This window comes from Humitalea rosea, from assembly GCF_003253705.1.
Classification (GTDB): Bacteria; Pseudomonadota; Alphaproteobacteria; order Acetobacterales; family Acetobacteraceae; genus Humitalea; species Humitalea rosea.
The window spans coordinates 1-20,475 of the sequence record NZ_QKYU01000032.1 but is presented as its reverse complement, the minus strand read 5'-3'; the positions used below and the strand labels follow the sequence as shown (position 1 = coordinate 20,475).

Genomic DNA, 20,475 nt, shown 5'->3' with positions numbered 1-20,475 from the left:
CCGCATTGTTTCGAAGCCCCCCCCTGCTATAACCCCCGCCATCGCAGTCAAGACAGGATCGATCCCCATGCGCATGATCGGGCAGGACACGCTGAAAACTCAGCGCACACTTTCAGTGGACGGCAAGACCTACCACTATTTCAGCCTGCCTGAGGCCGCGAAGTCGCTGGGCGACATTTCTCGCCTTCCCTACAGCCTCAAGGTGCTGCTGGAGAACGTCCTGCGTTTCGAGGACGGCCGCTCCTATTCGGTCGCCGATGCTCAGGCTGTGGTGGATTGGCAGAAGGAAGGGCGCTCTTCCAAGGAGGTGCCGTTCCGCCCGGCCCGCATTCTGCTGCAGGACTTTACCGGCGTGCCGGCCGTGGTCGATCTGGCCGCCATGCGCGATGCGCTGCTGACCCTTGGTGGCGATCCTCGCCGGGTGAACCCGCTGGTGCCGGTCGATCTGGTCATCGATCACTCGGTGATGGTGGATTTCTCGGGCACGCCGACCGCGATGCAGAAGAACGTGGACGTCGAGTTCGAGCGCAATGGCGAGCGCTATGAGTTCCTGCGCTGGGGCCAGGAAGCCTTCGCGAACTTCCGCGTGGTCCCGCCCGGCACCGGCATCTGCCACCAGGTGAACCTGGAATATCTGGCCCAGGTCGTCTGGACGATGACCGATGCCGGTGATGTCTATGCCTTCCCGGACAGCTGCTACGGCACCGACAGCCACACCACGATGGTGAACGGCCTTGGCGTGCTCGGCTGGGGCGTGGGCGGAATCGAGGCCGAGGCTGCGATGCTGGGCCAGCCGATCGCCATGCTGATCCCTGACGTCATCGGTTTCCGCCTGACCGGCAAGCTGCCGGAAGGCGTGACTGCGACGGATCTGGTGCTCACCGTCACGCAGATGCTGCGCAAGAAGGGTGTGGTCGGCAAGTTCGTTGAGTTCTTTGGCGAGGGCCTCGCCAGCGTGGCGCTGGCCGATCGGGCGACCATCGGCAACATGGCGCCGGAATATGGCGCGACCTGCGGCATCTTCCCGGTCGATGATGTGACCCTGGAATACCTCCGCCTGTCCGGCCGCGACGAGCACCGCATCAACCTGACCCGCGAATGGTGCAAGGCGCAGGGCATGTTCCGCGATGCCTCGACGCCGGACCCGATCTTCACCGATGTGCTGGAGCTCGACCTGTCGACCGTGGTGCCGTCCATGGCTGGGCCGAAGCGGCCGCAGGACCGGATTGCACTGCCGGGTGTCGCCTCTTCCTTCAACAGCGACCTGGCCGCCGGCAATATGGGCGTTCCTGGCGACAAGGCCGACCTGCGCCTACCGGTCGAAGGCGTGGATTACGATATCGGCAATGGCGACGTGGTCATCGCGGCCATCACCTCCTGCACCAATACCTCGAACCCCTATGTCATGGTTGCGGCCGGTCTGGTCGCACGCAAGGCGCGCGCGCTCGGACTGATGCCGAAGCCCTGGGTGAAGACCTCCCTGGCCCCCGGCAGCCAGGTGGTGACGGAATATCTGGACCGCTCCGGGTTGACCGAGGATCTGAACGCGCTCGGCTATGAGACGGTCGGCTACGGCTGCACCACCTGCATCGGCAACTCCGGGCCGCTGAAGGATGGCATCGGCGAGGTCGTGGACAGCAACAAGATGGTCGTCGCCTCGGTGCTCTCGGGCAACCGCAACTTCGAGGGCCGGGTGCATGCCAGCGTGCGGGCCAACTATCTCGCTTCGCCCCCGCTGGTCGTAGCCTATGCGCTGGCCGGTTCGGTGAAGATCGATTTGGCGACGGAAGCGCTTGGCGTCGGCAGCAATGGCCAGCCGGTGTACCTGCGCGACATCTGGCCCACCACGGCCGAGGTCAACGACACTGTCCATAAGAACGTGACGCGCGAGATGTTCCGCGAACGCTATGGCGACGTCTTCAAGGGGCCGATCCAGTGGCAGGCCATCCGGGTCGATGCCGATAGCGACACCTATCGCTGGAACTCGGGCAGCACCTACGTCCAGAACCCGCCCTATTTCGAGGGCATGCAGAGCGAACCGAGCCCGATTGCCAGCGTGCATGGCGCCCGGGCCCTCGCGGTTCTGGCCGACAGCATCACGACCGACCACATCTCGCCTGCCGGCAACATCAAGAAGGCGTCGCCGGCCGGTGAGTACCTGGGCGAACACCAGGTCCGGCAGGAGGACTTCAACTCCTACGGCGCCCGCCGCGGCAATCATCAGGTCATGATGCGTGGCACCTTTGCCAATATCCGCATCAAGAATGAAATGGTGCCGGGGACCGAGGGCGGTGTGGCCAAGCACTACCCCTCGGGCGATATCGCGCCGATCTATGACGTGGCGATGCGCTACAAGGCCGAGGGCCGGCCGCTGGTGATCTTCGGCGGCAAGGAATACGGCACCGGCTCCTCCCGTGACTGGGCGGCCAAGGGCACCTTCCTGCTGGGGGTGAAGGCGGTCATCGTCGAAAGCTTCGAGCGCATCCACCGCTCTAACCTCGTCGGCATGGGCGTGTTGCCGCTGATGTTCAAGGATGGCGAGAGCCGCAAGACCCTCGGCCTGACGGGTGATGAGGTGATCGACATCCTGGGCGTCGAGCAACTGTCCCCGCGGATGACGATGGAAATGGTGATCCATCGCGCCGATGGAACGACCCACACCACCACCTTGCTGTGCCGCGTCGATACGGCCGATGAGGTCGAATACTACAAGAACGGCGGCATCCTGCAGTACGTGCTGCGCGGGATGGCCAAGGAAGCCAAGGCGGCCTGACCAGTCGCCTGGCGCGCTACGGCGCGCCAGGCGACTCCCTCTCACCCCCTTGCGTAACAAGTGATCTACAGGTCAGGCTTTGCCCCAACCGTCGGCCTCGACGCCGCGGTCTGGAGGAAGCCATGAGATCACATCCTAACCGTCGCGTGTTGCTTGGCGGGCTTGCGGCCGCGGCGCTGATACCCTCGGCCCGAGCCGCAGGCGTTGCCGGCGCCGTCCCCTTTTCTGGTGGTGCCGAGGCGCCCCGGCTGATCGTCCCCCCCGGCGCCACCGACTGCCACCATCACATCTACGATTCGAGCTTCCCCGCCGATCCGCGCACGTCGCTGCGGCCACCCAACGCTTCGCCCGCCGACTACGAGGCGCTGCGCCGCCGGCTCGGCACATCGCGTTCCGTCCTGGTCACCCCCAGCACCTATGGCACCGACAACCGCCTGCATCTGCAGGCGATGCAGGCACTTGGTCCGCAGCGAACGCGTATGGTCGCCGTGGTCGATACCAGTGTGACGGATGAGGCGCTGCGGTCGATGCACGCAGCGGGGGTACGCGGGATCCGCTTCAACCTCGTCCAGGCCGGGGTTACCACATTCGACATGGTGGAGCCGTTGGCCGCGCGTATCGCGCCCATGGGCTGGCACATCCAGTTCCATCTGCTCGGGCCGCAGATCGCGGAGAAAGAGGCAATGATCCGGGGCTTGCCGGTGCCGGTGGTCTTCGACCACCTCGGCCGCATTCCGCAACCGGAGGGGGTGAACAGCCCAGCCTATGCGGCCGTGCGCCGACTGCTGGATGGCGGGCGGGCCTGGGTCAAGCTGTCCGGTGCTTATATGGACACCAAGGTCGGCGCCGCGGGGAATTGGGCCGATACCGTGCCGATCGCAGCCGGCTATGCCCTCGCCGCCCCGGAACGCTGTGTCTGGGCCAGCGACTGGCCGCATGTGACCGAGGGGGCCGAGAAGCCCGATGATGCCCGACTGCTGGATCTGCTGACCGAATGGGTCCCGGATGACAGGGTGCGGCATCGCGTGCTGGTCGAGAATCCGTCCCAGCTCTACGATTTTCCTAGGGGCTGATCCGCTGCAGGGTGGCCTCCACCCTGTAGAAGCACCACGACCAGGGCGATGGCGCAGAGGGCTGCCATCGCCCAGTAGGCGCTGCCGCCAGCCGCAGCATAGAGCGGGCCGGCGGCAAGAGTGAGCACGCCCAGTGGTAACCCAACCCCAATCGCTGCATGCAGGGTCTGGGCGGAGCCCTGTGCATGCGGCGGCACCAATTCGACGAGCGTCCGCATCGCGGCCAGATGCTGGCAAGCGAAGCTGGCCGCATGCATGGCTTGAGCAAGGGCGAGGGCGGGCAGCCAGGCGGTCGTCCCTGTAATCCCCCAACGGATGAGCCCGAAGCTCGCCGCGATCATGGTGAGTCCACGCCAGCCGAGCCGGTCGACGAAACGCCGTGCGACCAGGAACAGGAGCACCTCAGCCAGGACCCCCTCGGACCAGAGCAGGCCAATGACGGTGGGGGAATGCCCCTCGGCCAGCCAATGGATCGTGCCGAAGCTGTAGTAAAGCGCGTGGCTGCCCTGAATCAGGCCGGACAGTAGCAAGAGCCGGCGGAAGGCCGGCAGGCGCCAGGCCTCGCGCAGCCCGCCCTTTCGGCCGGCGGTGCGCGGCATGGGTGGCAATGCGCTGGCCGCCAATGCCGCGCACAGGAACAGTGCCGCGACAATCCATGGCAAAGGCGCATGTCCGACTTGGCCCACCACAATGCCAGACAAGGTGGCAAAGACGATGAAGGCGAGGCTGGCGAAACCCCGAACCCGTCCATAGTCGAACAGCCCGTGCCGCGCCCCTTGAACGGTCAGCATTTCGGCGATCGGCAGGAGCGGCGCCTGAGCCGAGCTGTGCAGCACCTGCACCAACAAAAAAACCAGAAGCCCGGACGCCATGCCGAATCCGCCTACCGTCAAGCCGGCCAACAATGCCGCAATCGCCAGAAGCCGGCGCGGGTCGCCGAGTGCATCCACGAGCCGCCCCGCCAACGGCCCCGATATGATTCGGGTGGCACTACCGGCCGCGAGGACGACGGCAACCTCGGTCGAGGAGAGGCCGGAGGCCGCCAGCAATGCGGGAAGGAAGGGCAAGAACACGCCGACGGCGCCGAGCAGCGCCATCAACAACAGGGCATGGGCGATACCGGGGGACACGGCTGGTAAACTGCACATCCCACGGCGCCCCCGGCAAGCCGTGAACCGGCGATCAAGCGCTGGCGCGCACCCGCGTCAGGAAGCCATCGACCGTGCCTCGCAGAGCTGCGGACTGGCCCTTCATCGCCTCCGCGGCCATCACCAGATCGCGTGCCTGCCCATCCGCCTCGCGCGAGACGGTGCCCAGTGAACCGATCTGGCTGCTGACCCGTTCCGTGCCCCGGGCGGCGGCGGTGCTTGCGCGGGCAATTTCGGCCGTTGCGGCGCCCTGTTGCTCGACCGCGGCGGCAATACTGGTGCTGATCCCCTCCAGATCTCCGATGGTGCCGGCGATGGCGCGGATCGCCTCCACGGCCTCTCCGGTCACCTGCTGCATCGCCCCGATCTGGGCAGAGATCTCCTCAGTCGCCTTGGCGGTCTGCGCGGCCAGATTCTTCACCTCGCTTGCCACGACGGCAAAGCCCTTGCCGGCTTCACCGGCACGCGCTGCCTCGATCGTCGCGTTCAAGGCGAGCAGATTGGTCTGCCCCGCGATGTCACCGATGAGGCGCACGACATCGCCGATTCGGGAGGCGGTTTCCGCCAGGCTCCGCACGGTCCCGTCCGTCGCCCGTGCTGCCTGTGCCGCGCGGCTGGCGGCTGCGGCGCTCTCACCGACGCGGCGTGAGATCTCGGCAATCGAAGCCGACATCTCCTCGGCCGCGGCCGCGACGGTGGAGACTTCATTGGCGGCGTCTCCAGCAGCACCGACGACCGCATCGCCCGCGGCCAGGGTTGTGGCGGCGGTGTCCCGGATCGCGCTGGCGGCGCCGTCGACGGTGACGGTCGCATCAGTCATCTCGCCCATCGCCTTGGCGACATCGCTCTCAAATGCAGCGACGGCTTTGGCCAGGCTTTCGCCCCGCTGGGCCCGAGCCAGGCCTGCGTCCCGCGCCGCGGCCTCGGTCTCGGCGTTGCGCAACAGGGCCTGACGCAAGGCCTCGGCCGCAACGGAGATCTGGCCGATCTCATCCTTCCCCGCCAAGCCAGGGACCGGTGCGTTCAGATCGCCCCTCGCCATACTGGCAAGGCGCTGCTGCAGCGCGCGCAAGGGGCGCAGCGCCGTGCGGCGCAGCGTGATGACGGTGAGGATGCTGCTAAGCAGTACGGCAAGCGCCGCGGCGCCTTCCAGGATCCAGGCCGATTGCTGGGCGGTGATATCGGCATGCGCCGAGCGAGCCTCGCTTTCGGCGGTCGCAACTGCGGCAGCGGCGGAGAGGCTCGCGTTCAGCGCCTGACGATTGGCACGGTTGGCGTCGGTGTTTCCGAGCGCTTCGGCGGCGGCGGGCCCATCCTTGCGGGCTGCCTCGATCATCGCGTTGCGGAATTGGACGAAGCTCGCGACATCCCGGTCCATCGCCGCAAGGCCCGGCCGCGCTTCCGGCGGCAGGGCTGCACGCCAGCCCGTGATCTCCTCCTGCAAGGCGCCAAGGGCGCGGGTGAGGCCCGCGGCGAAGCGGGCGACCTCGGTAGGATTCTTGGCGATGTACAATCCACGGCTTTCCATCACGACCTCGGTGACGCGCCCATTGGCGCGTTCGGCGTGCATGGCTGCTCTGGCCCCATCATCGGCGAGCGCGACATCCGTGCGGTACGAAGCCAGCAGGCCAACCGCGAGCGTCGCGGTGGCGAGTGTCGCCACCCCAAGCAGCGCGAAAAGTGCCAGGAGGCGGGCGGCGAGCGACCGGCGCAGCAAGGTCATTGACGTATCCTAAGGGCGTGGAGGAACGCCTCTTTTGCCCGCGTCATCATTGCTATGCGGTGAACGCCGTCGCCGAGGTTGCCAAACGGGGTCGCGCCGTCCACACATTTCCCAATGTCCGATTTCAGCCCCCCCATGTTCGCCTCCCGCGTGAAGGCCGTGCTTGGGCCCACCAATACCGGTAAGACGCATCTTGCGATTACCCGGATGCTGGGCCACGCCTCCGGCATCATCGGATTCCCGCTACGCCTGCTTGCGCGGGAGAATTACGACCGAATGGTCGCGGCCAAAGGGGCGCGCTACGTCGGCCTGATCACGGGCGAGGAGAAGATCGTCCCGCCTGAAGCCAAGTGGTTCGCCTGCACGGTCGAGGCTATGCCGCTCGATCGCCGCACCGAATTCCTGGCCATCGACGAGGTGCAGCTCTGCGCCGATCCGGATCGGGGCCATATCTTTACCGATCGGGTGCTGCACGCCCGCGGCCTCGTCGAGACGATGTTTCTGGGCGCCGAGACCATCCGGCCGCTGCTGCAGCGTCTGGTGCCGCAGATCGAGATCGAAACCCGCCCGCGTCTGTCGCAACTCACCTATGCGGGACCGGCGAAGCTGACGCGTCTGCCCCCGCGCTCCGCGGTCGTCGCCTTCTCCGCCGGCGAGGTCTATGCGATTGCCGAAGCGATCCGTCGCCGCCGGGGGGGCTGCGCCGTGGTGATGGGGCGCCTATCGCCGCGCACCCGCAACGCCCAGGTCGCGCTGTACCAGAACCGGGAGGTTGATTTCCTGGTAGCGACGGATGCCATCGGGATGGGGCTGAACATGGACGTGGACCATGTCGCCTTTGCTGCCTTGCAGAAGTTCGACGGACATCGGCCGCGGCCGCTAACCACCCAGGAAGCCGCCCAGATTGCCGGTCGCGCAGGTCGCGGCCTGCGCGATGGTACCTTTGGCACCACGGCAGAATGCCCGGGGCTGGACGAAGATCTCGTGCATGGGATCGAGGCTCACCGCTTCGAGCCCCTGGTCGCCATCGCCTGGCGCAATTCGAACCTCGATTTCTCCAGCATCGATGCGCTACTGGACAGTTTGGCTGCTCTGCCGCCGCAGGCTGGCCTTGCCAAGGGCAATGACGCGACCGACCACATCACGCTGAACGCCCTCGCGCGCGACGAAGCTGTCCGCAGCATGGCGGGCGGAAGGTCCCGCGTGAAGCTTCTGTGGGAAACCTGCCAGATCCCGGATTTCCGGAAACTCGCCGATGACAGCCACACCCGCTTCTGCCAGCGCGTCTTCACCCATCTGGTTGAGGATGGCGCCTTGCCCGAGGACTGGATCGCCAGCCAGATTGCCACGACCCATCGCACGGATGGCGACATCGACACGCTGATGGCGCGGCTCTCGGCCATTCGGGTCTGGGCCTATGTCGCAGCCCGCGGCGACTGGCTGCGCGACGCTGATCGCTTCCAGAATGAAGCCCGGGCCGCAGAGGACGCGGTCAGTGATGCGCTCCACGAGCGTCTGACCGCACGCTTCGTGGATCGCCGCGCGGCCCATCTGATCCGGGCGTTGGATGATACCGAAGAAGAGCTGCTCTCTGCGGTGACGCGGCAGGGCGAGATTGTGGTCGAGGGCCACTCGGTGGGCAAGATCGAGGGGTTCGTATTCACCCCGGATCCCTCTGCGGTCGAGGCTGACGACAAGAAGCTGGTCCTGCGCGCCGCCCGCCGCGCTTTGCGCGAGGAGATGCCGCGCCGGGTCGGGATGCTGGAAGCGGGCAAGGACGAGGATTTCGCCCTTACCAACCTCCATCGCATCCTGTGGGAAGGCCATGAGGTCGCGCGGCTGAAACTCGGCCCTGAGCCCATCAAGCCTCAGGTCGAGCCCCTGCCGTCCGAGTTCCTGGATGGTCCGGCGCGCGAGCGGGTGCGGGTGCGTCTTCAGGCCTGGCTCGATGGCGTGATCGCGCGCGACTTTGCGCCGCTTTTCAACGTTGAGGCCAAGGCGGCCGAGGATGCCGCGCTGCGTGGCCCAGTCTTCACCTTGCGTGAGCACCTGGGCCTACTACCGGGTGGCACCGATCCACGCATGAGCCAGGATGACCGCGCCAAGCTGAAAGCGATTGGCGTGCGTGCCGGGCGTTTCGCGCTTTATGTGCCGGAAATGCTGAAGCCCCGCGCCATGGCCATGCGGGCGCAGATCTGGGCCCTGCATGCGCAGCAGAAAGTGCCGTCGCTGCCTGGCGGCGGCTTGGTTTCGACATCACCGGGACTGGACTGGCCGCGCGGCTTCGGCGCCGCGATGGGCTGGATGCCGATGGGCGCGGCGGCGCTTCGGCTTGATGTGGCGGAACGCATCGCGGGCGAGTTGGGCCATATGACCCGGCGAGGCCCCGCCGTGCTGCCTCCGGAAATTGTCAGTCGGATGGGGGTGAAGGCGGATGCGCTGGCCGGCGTGCTGGCCGCACTCGGTTTCGCCCAGGTCCCGGCGGAAGCCTTGCCGGAGGGCGCCTTCGGTCCGCCGACACCGCCGCTGGTTGGTCCCCGCCCGCGTGGGCATGAGGGCCAGCCGCGCCGTCGTGGCGGCGAGCGCCCGCAGCAGAACCGTGCGCCGCGCTCGGAAGGTGAGGCGGAGCCCGCCGAGACCTCCGCCCCCACCGCCGAGGGCGCCCCCGCTGCGGCTCCCGCCAGCCGCCCGCCGCGCCGTGATGGCCCGCGCCAGGACCGCCGCGACCGCCCGCGCGGACCGCGCCCGGCCGAGGCCCAGCCGCCGACCGAGGGCCAGCAGGCCCCGCCGGCGCGGGAGGCACGTCCCGCTCCTGGCCGTGAGGGGAGCACTCGCGAAGGCGGCAATCGTGGTGCCGGTGCTGCGCCGCGCCGCGACGGTCCGCCGCGCGAAGGGCAGCGCCCTTGGCAGCCGCGTGGGCCTGAGGGTGCTCGTGGTGGCGCCCGTGGAGGCGACCGCGCTCCGCGCAGCCAAGTGCTGTTCGAGCCGAAGCCGAGCGGCGGCCGTGGGCCCGATCCAGACAATCCCTTTTCCGTCCTGGCGAATCTGCTCCGCAAGCCCTGAGGTGTCTGCCGCCCCGTGACCGAGCCGTACCAACGCCTGGATTTCTGGCTCTGGTGCGCGCGGGTGGCGCGCAACCGCGCGGATTGCGCCAAGTTAGTGGAAAAGGGACGGGTCCGGCTCAATCGTCAGTCGACCGACAAGCCACATGCCAAGCTGCGGCCGGGCGATACGCTGACCATCGCGCTTGGCGGCAATGAGCGTGGTGTGATCCGTATCTGGACGGTATTGGCGCTGGCTAAGCGGCGTGGCCCGGCCAGCGAGGCGCGCGCCCTGTATGATGACCTTTCAGACGCCGGCTAAACCAGGTCGCGCTGTTCCAGCCCTGGCACGGTCGGACCGGGCCCACCCGGCGCCTCTGGCCCGCCTCGATCCTCATCCTCAGGCCCGACGGCGCGTGCCTCCAACTCGGCGATGCTGGGTGAGATGTTGGTCGTAGTGGCATAGGCACGTATCGCCGCTTCGATGATCGCCGCCACGGAACGACCCTCCCGTGCTGCCAAACGTCCGGCGAGAACGAGCACCTCAGGGTCGATTTTCATGGGGAACTTGTCCATTAGGCTATCTCCTTGCCGGTGCCTCCAACTGAAATGCGCTGCATGGCGGCTGGTTGCTGGTTGGTAGCAGCGGCACGGCCGTTGCTCCTGGTCGAGCATGCGCTTCGCTCTGCCGTTTGCCCTCGTCCTGATGCTCTCGCTCCTGCGCGCCGCCGGCGCCGATGAGCTTCCGGGGCCCTTGGCCAGGGATGGCGGCTGTCGGGCCGCGATCGCTGTCGCCGAGCGCGAAGCATCGATTCCGCCGGGCTTGTTGCAGGCGATCGGCCGGGTGGAATCCGGCCGCCGCGACCCCGCCACAGGCGCCTTCGGTCCCTGGCCTTGGACCTTGAATGCCGAGGGGCGCGGCCAATTTTTCCGCTCACGGGAGGAAGCGATTGCCGCTTTGCGGCAGCTTCAGGCGCGTGGGGTTCGGGTCATTGACGTCGGTTGCATGCAGATCAACCTGCTGCACCACCCGAATGCCTTTACCAGCCTGGAGCAGGCTTTTGATCCGTTGGCTAACGCCCGCTATGCCGCGCGTTTTCTCCGCGGGCTGCAGGATGCCTCACCGGAGTGGCTGCAGGCGGCAGGGCATTACCATTCGCATACACCGGATCTCGCCGCCACCTATCGTGCCCGGATCGCAGCGGCTTGGCCGGAGGAGGCGCGGCTGGCCGGCGGGCATCCGGCCTATGTCGCGATGAGCCGGCCGCCAGTGTCGCTACCAGTGGCAAACCGGGGGGGCGGCCTGGCCGGTGGGACGATGCCATCGCTATCGCATGGCGAGCGCGGGCGAGGGATCGAAGCCTATCGTGCGGCGCCGATCCCCCTGGCCTCCCGCGCCACCCCTCGTCTGCTCGGGGGGCGCGGCTACTGACTATGGCCTCTTCGGCTGCCTCAGCCTTTGCTGGGACGCGGGAGGCGAGTGCCCCCAACCTCCGTTCGTCTCAAGTGAACGTCAGGCCGGTCCGGTGAACTCCGCCCGCACTGCGGCGGTGTGTTCGCCAAGCCCTGGCACCGGGCCCAGCGGTCGAACTCCATCGGAAAGCACCGCCGGTGGCGCCGCCAGGGCCACTGGACCACCCGGTGTGGCCACCTCCACCCGCCGCAGGGCAGGGTGCGAGGCGAGCCCCGCCATGTCATTGACGAAGCCGAAGGCAATATCCGCCGCGCGCAGCTTGGCCGCACAGGCGTCGCGGGTCAGCGCGGCAAACCCTTCTCCTACGCGGGCATCCACCATGGTCCGATGGGCGACGCGTTCGACATTGCTCCTGAACCCTTCGCGCTGAGGCAGCGTCGCATCCCCAAGAAATACCGCGCAGAGGCGCGCGAATTCCCGCTCGTTCTGGATACTGATAAGTACCAGCGCCCCATCGGCGGTGGCGAAGGCGCCATAGGGGCAGATCGAGGGATGGGCGAGGCCGACGCGGGCCGGCGCGGTCCCGGTACCTTCGAAATACAGCAGCGGGACGTTCATCCAATCGGCCATGGCATCGAATAGGGAAACGGCGATACCGCTGCCCCGTCCGGTCAGGCTGCGGGAGATCAGCGCCTCCAGGACCGCGGATTGGGCGTTCATCCCGCAGGTGATGTCGCAGGCGGAAACGCCCACACGTCCCGGACCGGCCGGGTGCCCGGTGATCGAGGCGAGGCCGACCTCGGCCTGAACCAGCAGGTCATAGGCCTTCATGGTCGCGTAATCGCCGCTCTCGCCATAGCCAGAGATATCGACGGTGATCAGCCGCGGATATTTGGCGCGCAACTCCGCGCTTCCGAAGCCCGCGCGGGCCATCGCCCCAGGCGCGAGATTTTGAATGAAGACGTCGGCGCGGGCGATCAATCGGTCCAGCAGCGCCTTGTCCGCGGGCGCCTTGATGTCGAGGCAGACGCTTTCCTTGCCCCGATTCAGCCAGACGAAATACGTGGAAAGTCCCTGAGCCGCCGCATCGTAGCCGCGGGCGAAATCACCCTCGGCGCGTTCGATCTTGATGACCCGTGCGCCCGCATCTGCCAGTCGCATGGAACAGAAAGGGGCGGCAACCGCCTGCTCCATCGCGACGACGAGCAGGCCTTCGAGCGGCCGCATCAATAGGAACGTGGCAGGCCGAGCACATGCTCGCCGATGTACGACAGGATAAGGTTCGTGCTGATCGGCGCCACCTGATAGAGGCGCGTTTCGCGAAACTTCCGCTCGATGTCGTATTCTTCGGCGAAGCCGAAACCGCCATGGGTCTGTACGCAGGCCTCAGCTGCGGCCCAGGACGCCTCGGCCCCGAGCATCTTGCCCATGTTGGCTTCCTCGCCGCAGTTCTGGCCCGCCTCGAATTTTTGGAGGCCACGCTGCAGGATGCCTTCGGCCGCGCGCATTTGGGCGTAGGCGCGGGCGATGGGGAACTGCACGCCCTGGTTTTGGCCGATCGGCCGGCCGAAGAGCACGCGCTCCTTGGCATAGGCGGTCGCCTTCCCGATGAACCACTTGGCGTCGCCGATGCATTCGGCGGTGATCAGCAGGCGCTCGGCGTTCATTCCGTCCAGGATATAGCGAAAGCCCTTGCCCTCGACGCCGACCAAGGCGTCAGCCGGGATCACCATGTCGTCGAAGAACACCTCGCAGGTGTTGTGATTCATCATTGTGCGGATCGGCCGAATGGTCAGGCCATTGTTCAGCACCTTGCGCATATCGACGAGGAAGGTGGAGAGCCCCTCGGTCTTCTTCGCCACCTGGTCGCGCGGTGTGGTGCGGGCCAAGAGCAGCATCAGGTCGGAATGCTCGGCGCGACTGGTCCAGATCTTCTGTCCCTTCACGACCCAGGTATCACCCTCCCGGCGTGCCGTGGTGCGCAGCGCGGTGGTGTCCGTGCCCGACGTGGGCTCGGTCACACCGAATGCCTGTAGGCGAAGCTCGCCCGAGGCAATCTTGGGCAGGTACTCGGCCTTCTGCGCCTCGCTGCCATGCCGCAGCAACGTGCCCATGATGTACATCTGGGCGTGGCAGGCTCCGCCATTGCTTCCCGAGGCATGAATTTCCTCCAGGATGGCTGCGGCGGCGGAGAGCGGCAGGCCGGAGCCGCCGAATTCCTCGGGGATGAGGGCGCCAAGCCAACCTTCGCGCGTCAAGGCGTTAACGAATTCAGTTGGATAGCCCCGTTCGGCATCCAACTTACGCCAATATTCACCAGGAAAGCGTGCGCAGAGTTTTCCGACTTCACGCCGGATTTCCGCGTGAGGGTCCGCCTCCGGATTAATCGACTGGTCCATGCCCATCCCCAAATATTGCGCCGCTTCGGCGCTGCTTGCTCATCCGACCGTGTCCCCTACGGGACGCGGTTGCAAGGGGCACGGAGGCGGATCAGCAGTTGCGTCCGGCACGCGCCCGGCATGCGGGCTGACCAAAAGGCGGGGACAATACCAACCCCGCGAGGCGCAACCGGCTCCCCATGGCGAGGGCATGGCCCATCGCACAGTAGGCGTTTTGAGGTGGCAGGATGGCGCACCAGGCCGCCAGCGCCTCAGTACGGCTCGCACGTTGGCAGATGGTGCAGGCAAGTAGCAGCAGGGTCTCATCCCCCACTACCTGGGGCGTCGCGGGCAGGCCAACGCGAAGCGAACGACCCCCCGCCACGGCCCGGATCATGGCCTCGGCAGGGCCGGCGGCGTCGCTCGCATCCTCAGCGACAAAGGGCGGCATGATGGCGGGCAGCGTGGGGCGGCCGCTGAGCCATGCCGCGGCCCATCGCCGCGTGACGTCGATCAACAACGCCTCCGGCAGGGGCAGATCGGCGGTGTCATGTCCGGTCCAGGGCCAATCGGGAAGTCCGCGGGTCGTCATCGGCATCTCCATTGAGGTGTTGATTACAGAGAATGCGAGTGATTCGCAATTGAGAAGCCTCACTTGCCGTATGGCGCGCGGGATGGTCGCATGGCCCATGCCTCATGCGCCCGTTCCGTCATCTCCACTGCGCCAGATCCTGGTGCTGGCGGCTCCCACCAGTCTGATTGCCGCCATTCAGGCTTGCGCGCAGATCGCCGAGACGATTCTGGCAGCCCGCCAGGGCACTGCGGCGCTGGCGGGCTGGGCGGTCGTGTTACCCTTCGCCCTGCTGATGCAACAGATGTCCACCGGGGCGATGGGGGGCGGAGTTGTCGCGGCGATCGCGCGGGCCCTCGGTGCGGGCAAGCCGCAGGAAGCCTCGGCATTGGTGTTGCATGCTCTGCTGATCGGGCTTGGCTTCGGGCTCGGCTTCATGCTGCTCATGGCGGGCTTCGCCGAGCCAATCCTGACCGCGGTGGGCGGTGCCGTGGTGGCAGCGGCTGCGACACCCTATGCCGTCATGTTGTTCGGCCTGGGGGCGGTGCCGGCCTGGATGGCAAATACCCTGGCCTCAATTCTGCGCGGCGGCGGGCAGCATGGGCTGGCGGCGCGGACCATGGTCTGGGCCTGGGTGCTATATCCCTTGTTCGCCTGGGTGCTGGCAGAACCGGCCGGGCTTGGGCTGCCAGGCGTGGCGCTTGCATTTGGCCTGGTGTTTCTGGCGGCCACTCTCAGCATGGGGTGGCGGGTCGCCACCGGTGGAGCCGGGTTCATGCCGCACTGGCGGGTGGGTGTTCAGGCGATGTTGTTTGGGCGCATCCTCAAGGTTGGGCTGATCGCCTGCCTTCTGGCGACGATGGCCAATCTGACCACCATTTTGGTCACGTCGCAGCTTGCCCCTTGGGGAACGACCGCCGTCGCCGCCTATGGCATCGCCGCCCGGTTGGAGTTTTTGATGGTGCCGCTGTCCTTCGGGATCGGATCGGCGCTGACGGCGCTTGTCGGGCGGGCTGTCGGGGCAGGGGATTGGGCGCGGGCACGCACGTTAGCCTGGGCTGGGGGCGGGCTGGCGTTGGTTGCGGCGGGATCGGTCGGGATCGCGGTCGGGCTGTTTCCTGGGGCTGTTGCGCGCGCATTCACGGGGGATGCGGCGGTGGTGGCGATCGCGGCCACGGTGCTAGCGATCACGGGCCCGGCGCTCGGCGGGTTTGGTTTGGGCATGGCGATGTACTTCGCCTGCCAGGGGGCCGGGCGGATGATGGGGCCGGTCCTGGCTGCGTGCTGCCGCATCGGACTGGCGGTAGGCGGCGGCTGGGTGCTGGCGGAGCCCTTGGGGATGGGGCTTACCGGGCACTTCTGGGGGGTGGCGGCAGGGATCACGGCCTATGGGGTGGTGACCGCGGCGAGCGTCCGGCGGGGCATTTGGGGTGGGTGAAGCGTAAGACCGAAGCGGTAATGTCAGCGACCGGCCGAGCGCAGCACCGAGAGTGCCGCAACCGCATGTTTCTGTCTGAAGGCCGCGACCCTAAGAGCCTGTGAGGCTCGACGGCGACCCTTCTGATGTGCCGCCGCAGCGATCCGCTCACAATACGAGAGGACATCCCCGCCGCTATCGGGCAGACAATAGGGACGCTCCAGGCGGACGATTCGCTTCTTAACAACCGCCAAAACGGCTGGCCGACCCAGGATGGACCTGGTCGATCCATACACTCGTCCGCTGCTCTGTGGGCGCACCCGGGTGCAGCAGCGGGGGAGGGGAGTCTTGGTTATATCCATAGATGCTGCTTTCAGCCTGCCTTGCGCAGGGCGTAGGGTGATGTGGCTGACCCGTGGGCTGATGATCGCACTGCTCGCCGCCGCCACCGGCTGCGCTCCGGGGCTGCAAAGTCAAGCTGCCGGAACGCCTGCTGCGGCTCTGTTGCAAGGCGGCTTTGCCACGGTACTCAGCGCGGGACCTGGCTCGGGTCCCCACGGGTCAGCCATTGCGATGGACCGGGAATACGTCCTGACCAGCGCACATCTCCTGCGAGCGGGTGAAAGAAGCCTCTGGTTGCGTCGCCCTGATGGCATGATGGCCCATGCACAGGTCGTCGCGCTGGGCGCTGGCCTCGACTTGCTCGTACTTCGAACGGAGGTGGATTTTCTTTCCGCCCCCAAATTTGCACATCGCGCCCCATTGGCCGGCGAGGCGGTTTGGGCGCTTGGCGCGCCTGGCATCGGGCCGTCATTGTCCGTGGGACGGGTGGATTGGGCGCAGGTGGTGTTGGAGGGGAGCGGTCCTGGCTTCGTCGCCCAGATGCCGGCGCTCATGGGCTATTCGGGCGGACCCGTCGTGAACGCCGATGGCGCGGTGCTTGGGCTGACCACTGCAATGCTGCGAACCGGTACGGCAGTGACCCTGGGCCATGCGACCGGTATCGATCTCGACGGTCTGACACAGGGACAAACGCGGCGTGTATTCGCGTTGTCCGCAGAATCGGCGCTAGCCGAGGCGCGGCGGCTCACCGCCGCCGCGGCCCAGGCGATTGAACGGCACGTCAGCGCCGGTGCAGCACTTCGAGATCCCAGGGCGCCCGGTTAACTTCCCGCATCGCATCGGCGCGACTTACGCCGATGTCATGGAGCATCCGGGCATCCATCTCTGAGAGATCCCGGCGCGTCTCGATGGCGACCCAGGCGCGCTTCAACCCCTGCGCGAGACCGCGCAGCAAGCCGGCCCGGAAACGCGGGCCAGCAAGGGTGGGGGTGTGGCCAAAGAACTGGGCGGACATGGATGGTCTCCTGTTGAGATCGCCTCTGTGCAGGGCCGGTTCGAATAAGCCAAACGAGTTGTTTTGACAGGGCGCATCAATTCCATTGATGTGCCACTCATGATGTCGCTGCCCCCGGGACTCGACCCCGATCTGCTCCGCGCCTTCGTGCTGATTGCCGAGGGTGGCAGCGTAACGCGTGCTGCTGAGCGTGTTGGCCGCACCCAATCGGCTGTGTCCATGCAGATCCGTCGGTTGGAGGAAGCGGTCGGCCAGACGCTGCTGATCCGCACGCCGGGCGGCATGGTCCCGACCCCGCGAGGCCTCTGGCTGCTTGAGCGCGCCCGCGCCGTCCTGGCCCTGAACGACGAAATACTGGCAACGTTGCGAGCGCCACCGATGACCGGCACGGTTCGGCTCGGCACCCCGGATGATTACGCGCTGAATTGGCTTCCCGGCATTCTTGCCCGCTTCGCCGAGGCGCATCCGTCTGTCGAGCTGGACGTCACCTGCTTGAACTCCGGTGGGCTCGCGGAGCGCATGCGAGCGGGGCAACTCGACCTCTCGCTGCTGACCGAGGGGCACCAGCCGCACGGGATGATGGGCAAGCAGATCTGGCGCGGTCCATTGCGCTGGGTCGGCAGTCCGAGCCATGCCTTGCACCGCCGGGACCCATTGCCGCTGGCGCTGGCGCTGGATGAATCCGGCTGTCCCTGGCGGCGGGCGGCGCTGTCTGCGCTGCACGACGCAGGGCATCGCGCACGCGTCACCTATAACTCGGCGACCCAGACCGGGTGCTTCACCGTGGCGTTGGCCGGGCTGGCACTGACGGTAAGCACGCCGACCGCGCTACCTGAAGGGTTGACCTGGATGGGGGAGGCCGAGGGACTGCCGCCTCTGCCTTTGATGGGAATTGTCCTGCTTCGCAGCCCGGCGATGGCCGGCGACCGGGCCGCCGAGACGCTTGCCATGTACATCGAGGAAGGCTTCCGCCAAGCCGAATCAGGCCGGCTTGGGCTCTCGCCCGTGCTGGTCGGCGCTTGATCGTGGCTTGATAGGAGGGACCGGGGCATGCCCAATGCCCTCACCAAAAAGGGGGAAGGCATGAAACAGCACCGTCGTAGCCTGCTGACGTTCGCCGTTGCGGGAATGGCCCCGGCGCTTGCCGCGCCCTCAATCGCGAGGGCGCAGGGTGTGTGGCCCGACCGGCCGATCCGCATTATCGTCCCCTATCCTCCCGGCGGGTCGAATGACACCGTCGCCCGCATCATCCAGCCGCGGCTGCAGGAACTCCTCGGTCGGTCGATCATTGTGGATAACCGTGCTGGCGCTTCGGGTTCCGTTGGGTCCAACGAGATGTCCCGCTCAGCACCTGACGGCTACACATGGCTCCTGGCCAATGACACCCTGGCGGCCAATGATACGCTGCTTCCTCTACCCTATAAGGTCGCGACGGATTTCAGCTTCTGCAGCGTGCTTGGCACCTGCCCCTATGCGCTCACCGCCCACCCGAGCCTGCCTTATCGCACCCTCGCGGATGTCATTGCGGAGGCCAAGGCGCGGCCCGACTTCCTGAGCTACGCGACGACCGGAGTCGGCAGCTTGGCGCATGTTGCAGCCGTGCTTTTGCAGCAACGGGGTGACTTTCGCATGACCCATGTGCCCTATCGCGGTGGGGGGCCAGCCCTACAGGACAGTCTGGCTGGTCATGTGCCGCTCTTCATGTCGAATATCGTGATCATCCTGCCGCATATCCGGGCCGGCGCCTTGCGCCCCATTGGTATCTCGACCCGGGCGGAAAGCCGCTACCTGCCTGGTTTGGCGCCCTTCGCGGCGCAGGGCTTCCCTGGATTCGAGGCGCTGACCTACTGGACCCTCGTGGGACCGGCGAATATCCCGCCGCCTATTGTTGAGAAGATGCAGCAGACGATCGCACAGGTTCTCGCAGAACCCGCGGTCCAGGCCCGCATGGCGGAACAGGGGGCCGACATCGTGGCCAGCACGCCGGAGGAGACCAGAACCTTCCTGCTTGGCCAGGTGGAGACCTGGGGCAAGGTCATCCGCGACAATGGGATCAGCACGGATAGCTGATCCGCTTGCGACGGCGCTCCGCTGGTGCGATGTCTGACAACAATGCCGATCGGCAACGTGTCGGGGGACGGCATCAGGGGAGAGTCCAAGCCAATGCTGCAGCGCCGTCATCTTTTGGCCTTGACCGCGACCGGGCTGGCCGCCCCGGGTATCGTGATGGGGCAAGGGGCATGGCCGGATCGGCCGATCCGGCTGATCGTCCCCTGGCCTCCCGGAGGGTCCACGGACACTATCGCGCGGATTTTCCAGGCCCGGCTGAGCGAAGTGCTTGGCCGAGCAGTGGTGATCGATAACCGCGGCGGTGCTTCGGGTGCGATCGGCGCGCAGGAAGCGGCGCGTTCCGCGCCGGATGGCTACACCTGGATGCTGGCCTATGACAACGAGGCCACAAACCAGACTGTCATGCGCCTGCCATACCGTGCCTTGGAGGCATTTGCGCCGGTGAGCCTGGTGGCAACCGGGCCGTTGGCCATGGTGGCGCATTATTCGACACCCTATCGGAGCTTCCAGGATGTGATCGACGCCGCCAAGCGCGCCCCGGATACCATCCCCTATGCGACCAGCGGCGTGGGTGGTCTGGCCCATGTGTCGACCACGCTGCTCCAGCAGCAGGGGGGATTTGGCCTTGTGCATGTGCCCTACCGCGGGGGTGGCCCGGCTGTTTCTGACGCGGTGGGCGGGCAGGTGCCGCTGTTCATGTCGAATGTGGTCATCATCAGCCAGCACATCCGGGCCGGGACACTACGTCCGCTTGGCGTGACCACGCTGGAGGAGACGCGGCACGTCCCTGGAACCAAATCTTTCGCGCAGCAGGGCTTCCCTGCCTTCGCAGCGCCCACCTGGTGGGCCTTTCTCGGCCGGGCGGGGACGCCCGCGCCGATCGTGGAGCGGATGCATGCGGCACTGACGCAGGTTCTGGCCGAACCGGAGGTGCGCTCGCGGATCGAAGAACAGGGCGCCGATGTGGTCGCTTCCACCCCCGAGGCCTGCGGAACCTTTCTCGCGGCTGAGATCGAACGGTGGGGACAGGTGATCCGAAGCGCCAATATCACTGCAGCATCCTAGCTCAGAGGCCGGTTTCATGACGATGACATGCATGGCGTGCAGGCTTTTTCGTGACATATGCGGAAAAGGCGCAACTCCCGTTTGACAGACCTGTGTCACCCGCCTAGAACCCGCCTCACCGAAGCGGCGCTGGCCGCTCCGGTCCACCGGCCCCGGAGACGGGGCGAGGCAGTTGACGAAAGGCCATTGGCCGAGTAGATCGCCTGCCCCGCCGCCTTCTCAGGCGGCCGGTTTTCCATCCGCTGATGCGGAGTTGTTGGGCTGGTTGCCTGGTGGCTTCCTCGTGGTTGGTTGCTGTTTGACCTTGTGGATCGGTTTTCTGGAAGGAACTTGTAAGTTCTGGTTAACCTGTGTGGGTTGACTTGGGGCTGACTGGTTCATGTTCTGGTGGATGTATTCTACCTTTATTAAGGGGTGGGATGCGCGGCTGGTGTTTCTATGTTGG

General features: G+C 66.6%; 18 protein-coding genes. 10 read left to right on the top strand and 8 right to left on the bottom strand.

Translation table 11 applies throughout. From position 1 onward, the window contains the following. Positions 1 to 67: 67 nt before the first annotated feature. Together acnA and C8P66_RS20775 are read left to right on the top strand one after the other, a co-directional pair. A complete protein-coding gene (gene acnA, locus C8P66_RS20780) occupies positions 68 to 2,773 on the top strand; it encodes an aconitate hydratase AcnA (RefSeq protein ID WP_111400203.1) in 2,706 nt (901 codons plus the stop codon). 122 nt (positions 2,774 to 2,895) lie between these two features. Continuing rightward, positions 2,896 to 3,846, top strand: a complete 951-nt coding sequence (locus C8P66_RS20775) for an amidohydrolase family protein (RefSeq protein WP_111400202.1) — start codon at positions 2,896 to 2,898, stop codon at positions 3,844 to 3,846. Here C8P66_RS20775 and C8P66_RS20770 read toward each other — a convergent pair. Next, positions 3,825 to 4,943: an MFS transporter gene (locus tag C8P66_RS20770; protein WP_158537336.1), complete on the bottom strand. Its 1,119-nt coding sequence runs from the start codon at positions 4,941 to 4,943 to the stop codon at positions 3,825 to 3,827. The two genes, C8P66_RS20775 and C8P66_RS20770, sit on opposite strands and share 22 nt — an antisense overlap. 85 nt (positions 4,944 to 5,028) lie before the next feature. Continuing rightward, positions 5,029 to 6,717 (bottom strand): methyl-accepting chemotaxis protein, encoded by a 1,689-nt coding sequence (locus tag C8P66_RS20765; protein WP_111400200.1) that lies wholly within the window; start codon positions 6,715 to 6,717, stop codon positions 5,029 to 5,031. A gap of 114 nt (positions 6,718 to 6,831) precedes the next feature. On the opposite strand from C8P66_RS20765, the gene C8P66_RS20760 reads away from it, so the two are divergent. Together C8P66_RS20760 and C8P66_RS20755 are read left to right on the top strand one after the other, a co-directional pair. After that, complete coding sequence (locus C8P66_RS20760) at positions 6,832 to 9,780, top strand: helicase-related protein (RefSeq protein ID WP_111400199.1); 2,949 nt, start codon at positions 6,832 to 6,834, stop codon at positions 9,778 to 9,780. Between the two features lie 15 nt (positions 9,781 to 9,795). Continuing rightward, positions 9,796 to 10,080, top strand: coding sequence for an RNA-binding S4 domain-containing protein (locus tag C8P66_RS20755; RefSeq protein ID WP_111400198.1), 285 nt, complete (start codon positions 9,796 to 9,798; stop codon positions 10,078 to 10,080). On the opposite strand, the gene C8P66_RS23655 is transcribed toward C8P66_RS20755, so the two are convergent. Next, positions 10,077 to 10,319: a ribbon-helix-helix protein, CopG family gene (locus C8P66_RS23655; RefSeq protein ID WP_146423004.1), complete on the bottom strand. Its 243-nt coding sequence runs from the start codon at positions 10,317 to 10,319 to the stop codon at positions 10,077 to 10,079. The two genes, C8P66_RS20755 and C8P66_RS23655, sit on opposite strands and share 4 nt — an antisense overlap. 112 nt (positions 10,320 to 10,431) lie before the next feature. Between C8P66_RS23655 and C8P66_RS20750 the strand changes: the two genes are divergently transcribed. Next, positions 10,432 to 11,190: a lytic transglycosylase domain-containing protein gene (locus C8P66_RS20750; RefSeq protein WP_245903711.1), complete on the top strand. Its 759-nt coding sequence runs from the start codon at positions 10,432 to 10,434 to the stop codon at positions 11,188 to 11,190. A gap of 81 nt (positions 11,191 to 11,271) precedes the next feature. On the opposite strand, the gene C8P66_RS20745 is transcribed toward C8P66_RS20750, so the two are convergent. The 3 genes from C8P66_RS20745 to C8P66_RS23950 form a co-directional block, all read right to left on the bottom strand. Then, positions 11,272 to 12,399: a CaiB/BaiF CoA transferase family protein gene (locus C8P66_RS20745; protein WP_111400197.1), complete on the bottom strand. Its 1,128-nt coding sequence runs from the start codon at positions 12,397 to 12,399 to the stop codon at positions 11,272 to 11,274. Continuing rightward, positions 12,399 to 13,571 carry an acyl-CoA dehydrogenase family protein gene (locus C8P66_RS20740; protein WP_111400227.1) on the bottom strand — a complete coding sequence of 391 codons (1,173 nt, stop codon included), beginning with the start codon at positions 13,569 to 13,571 and terminating at the stop codon, positions 12,399 to 12,401. The genes C8P66_RS20745 and C8P66_RS20740 overlap by 1 nt, the downstream gene beginning before the upstream one ends. A gap of 91 nt (positions 13,572 to 13,662) precedes the next feature. Next, on the bottom strand, positions 13,663 to 14,067 hold the full coding sequence (locus C8P66_RS23950; RefSeq protein WP_158537335.1) for a hypothetical protein: 405 nt from the start codon (positions 14,065 to 14,067) through the stop codon (positions 13,663 to 13,665). Here C8P66_RS23950 and C8P66_RS20730 point away from each other — a divergent pair. Both C8P66_RS20730 and C8P66_RS20725 read left to right on the top strand, forming a co-directional pair. Then, positions 14,054 to 15,559 carry an MATE family efflux transporter gene (locus tag C8P66_RS20730; RefSeq protein WP_245903710.1) on the top strand — a complete coding sequence of 502 codons (1,506 nt, stop codon included), beginning with the start codon at positions 14,054 to 14,056 and terminating at the stop codon, positions 15,557 to 15,559. The genes C8P66_RS23950 and C8P66_RS20730 overlap by 14 nt on opposite strands. Before the next feature lie 381 nt (positions 15,560 to 15,940). After that, complete coding sequence (locus C8P66_RS20725; RefSeq protein WP_158537334.1) at positions 15,941 to 16,705, top strand: S1 family peptidase; 765 nt, start codon at positions 15,941 to 15,943, stop codon at positions 16,703 to 16,705. Here C8P66_RS20725 and C8P66_RS20720 read toward each other — a convergent pair. After that, positions 16,662 to 16,895, bottom strand: coding sequence for a DUF1127 domain-containing protein (locus tag C8P66_RS20720; RefSeq protein ID WP_111400194.1), 234 nt, complete (start codon positions 16,893 to 16,895; stop codon positions 16,662 to 16,664). The two genes, C8P66_RS20725 and C8P66_RS20720, sit on opposite strands and share 44 nt — an antisense overlap. A gap of 99 nt (positions 16,896 to 16,994) precedes the next feature. Here C8P66_RS20720 and C8P66_RS20715 point away from each other — a divergent pair, with 99 nt between their 5' ends. From C8P66_RS20715 to C8P66_RS20705, 3 genes are read left to right on the top strand one after another with little or no spacing between them, the layout of a single operon-like run. After that, positions 16,995 to 17,918: a LysR family transcriptional regulator gene (locus C8P66_RS20715; protein WP_111400193.1), complete on the top strand. Its 924-nt coding sequence runs from the start codon at positions 16,995 to 16,997 to the stop codon at positions 17,916 to 17,918. 27 nt (positions 17,919 to 17,945) lie between these two features. Continuing rightward, positions 17,946 to 18,965, top strand: a complete 1,020-nt coding sequence (locus tag C8P66_RS20710) for a Bug family tripartite tricarboxylate transporter substrate binding protein (protein ID WP_245903709.1) — start codon at positions 17,946 to 17,948, stop codon at positions 18,963 to 18,965. 42 nt (positions 18,966 to 19,007) lie between these two features. After that, positions 19,008 to 20,030, top strand: a complete 1,023-nt coding sequence (locus tag C8P66_RS20705) for a Bug family tripartite tricarboxylate transporter substrate binding protein (RefSeq protein ID WP_245903708.1) — start codon at positions 19,008 to 19,010, stop codon at positions 20,028 to 20,030. Positions 20,031 to 20,249: 219 nt separating this feature from the next. Here the strand turns inward: C8P66_RS20705 and C8P66_RS24155 are convergent. Continuing rightward, positions 20,250 to 20,475: hypothetical protein (locus tag C8P66_RS24155; protein WP_211314228.1), on the bottom strand; the 226-nt coding region annotated here is incomplete at its 5' end.

Bases quoted from the DNA above. Each gene is read 5' to 3' on its own strand.
- acnA (WP_111400203.1), top strand. From the start codon at position 68: ATGCGCATGATCGGGCAGGACACGCTGAAAACTCAGCGCACACTTTCA.
- C8P66_RS20775 (WP_111400202.1), top strand. From the start codon at position 2,896: ATGAGATCACATCCTAACCGTCGCGTGTTGCTTGGCGGGCTTGCGGCC.
- C8P66_RS20770 (WP_158537336.1), bottom strand. From the start codon at position 4,943: ATGGCGCTGCTCGGCGCCGTCGGCGTGTTCTTGCCCTTCCTTCCCGCA.
- C8P66_RS20765 (WP_111400200.1), bottom strand. From the start codon at position 6,717: ATGACCTTGCTGCGCCGGTCGCTCGCCGCCCGCCTCCTGGCACTTTTC.
- C8P66_RS20760 (WP_111400199.1), top strand. From the start codon at position 6,832: ATGTCCGATTTCAGCCCCCCCATGTTCGCCTCCCGCGTGAAGGCCGTG.
- C8P66_RS23655 (WP_146423004.1), bottom strand. From the start codon at position 10,319: ATGAAAATCGACCCTGAGGTGCTCGTTCTCGCCGGACGTTTGGCAGCA.
- C8P66_RS20750 (WP_245903711.1), top strand. From the start codon at position 10,432: ATGCGCTTCGCTCTGCCGTTTGCCCTCGTCCTGATGCTCTCGCTCCTG.
- C8P66_RS20745 (WP_111400197.1), bottom strand. From the start codon at position 12,399: ATGCGGCCGCTCGAAGGCCTGCTCGTCGTCGCGATGGAGCAGGCGGTT.
- C8P66_RS20740 (WP_111400227.1), bottom strand. From the start codon at position 13,571: ATGGACCAGTCGATTAATCCGGAGGCGGACCCTCACGCGGAAATCCGG.
- C8P66_RS20725 (WP_158537334.1), top strand. From the start codon at position 15,941: ATGTGGCTGACCCGTGGGCTGATGATCGCACTGCTCGCCGCCGCCACC.
- C8P66_RS20720 (WP_111400194.1), bottom strand. From the start codon at position 16,895: ATGTCCGCCCAGTTCTTTGGCCACACCCCCACCCTTGCTGGCCCGCGT.
- C8P66_RS20715 (WP_111400193.1), top strand. From the start codon at position 16,995: ATGATGTCGCTGCCCCCGGGACTCGACCCCGATCTGCTCCGCGCCTTC.
- C8P66_RS20710 (WP_245903709.1), top strand. From the start codon at position 17,946: ATGCCCAATGCCCTCACCAAAAAGGGGGAAGGCATGAAACAGCACCGT.
- C8P66_RS20705 (WP_245903708.1), top strand. From the start codon at position 19,008: ATGCCGATCGGCAACGTGTCGGGGGACGGCATCAGGGGAGAGTCCAAG.